This window comes from Paraburkholderia podalyriae (genome assembly GCF_014397785.1).
GTDB lineage: Bacteria > Pseudomonadota > Gammaproteobacteria > Burkholderiales > Burkholderiaceae > Paraburkholderia > Paraburkholderia podalyriae.
On the sequence record NZ_VZQQ01000231.1, the window covers coordinates 1 to 1,280 of the forward strand.

The window sequence follows — 1,280 nt, forward strand, 5'->3', positions numbered from 1 at the left end:
TTCCTGCCCAACGCTACACAACGCAGGGCATTTTCTGCGAGTACATTGCTGATCTCGGCGCGTCCGTCCTCGCAATAGAACGTGAGCGCCGCCCAGTGGTTCAGCGAGTAGTTGATCGCGCCCGTGAGCATAGACTTCTTCGACAGCGTCGCAAGCTTGGCCCTGATCGTCGATTCGAACGTGTTGAGCAGAGGCTTGCTCTTCTCCTGCCGCACACGCAACCGCTCATCGGGAGGTTTGCCGCGAATGTCGGCTTCGATGCTGTAGAGCTCGCCGATCATCTCGAGCAGTTTCTGGGTATCCGGAGTCGGCGTACGCTCGTGAACGTCGTATATGTACCTCCTCGCGTGATCCCAGCATGCCGCTTCGAAGACGTCGCCGCTTGCGTACAGCTGATCGAAGCCGGCGTAGGCATCCGCCTGCAGGATTCCCTTGAAGTTGGCGAGGTGCGTTTGCGGATGAACACCCTTGCGGTCCGACGAGTACGAGAACCAGACTGCCGCAGGCTCCGTCGAGCCCGAGCGTCGATCGTCGCGCACATAGACCCAGAATCGGCCGGTTGTCGTCTTCTGGTTGCCCGGTGTGAGGACGGGAACCGTCGTGTCGTCGCCATGGAGCTTACCGGCAGCCAGCACGTAGCGCTGGATTGCTTCGACCAGCACCATGCAGAGTTCGACGATCTGGCCGACCCAGCGGCCCATGCTGGCGCGATCAAGCGTCACGCCGTCGCGCGCCGCGATCTCCGACTGGCGATACAGGGGTTGGTGATCCGCGAACTTCGATACTGCGATATCGGCCAGCAGGCTTGGATGTGCGATGCTGCGCTCGATCGGCAGGCCTGGCATCGGCAGTTGTTCGATATGCCTACAGCCGGGGCAAAGCAATTTGCGCCGGATCGTGCGGATCACCTTGAATGCGGCGGCTACGCGCGCGAGCTGTTCGGAGACGTCCTCGCCCAGCGGCTGCATGGTCGTCGCGCACCTGGGGCAGAGCGGATCAGGCTCGAGTACGATCTCCTCGCGCGGCAGGTGCGGCGGGAGCGGCTCTCGCGAAGGCGATTTGCTGGCCGGCGCATTCGGTGTCCTGTCGCGCTGGTTACGCGCCTCGGCAGCACCCCGGCCGGCGGTCAGGTCCTCCAGCTGCGCCTCGAGCTTGTCGATCTGCTTCGCGAGTTGCTCGGACTTGCGCCCGAAGTGCATCCGCCTGAGCTTGTCGATCTGCGCCTTCAGGCGCTCGATCTCGTCATCTCGCGCGGCGAGTTCCTCCACCATCTTCGCAAT

At 63.0% G+C, this 1,280-nt stretch carries 1 protein-coding gene; it reads right to left on the reverse strand.

The window, feature by feature from the left end:
• Window positions 1-1,280, reverse strand: a 1,280-nt coding sequence (tnpC, locus tag F6X42_RS42745; protein WP_187639746.1) for an IS66 family transposase, incomplete at both ends; no start/stop codon positions are given.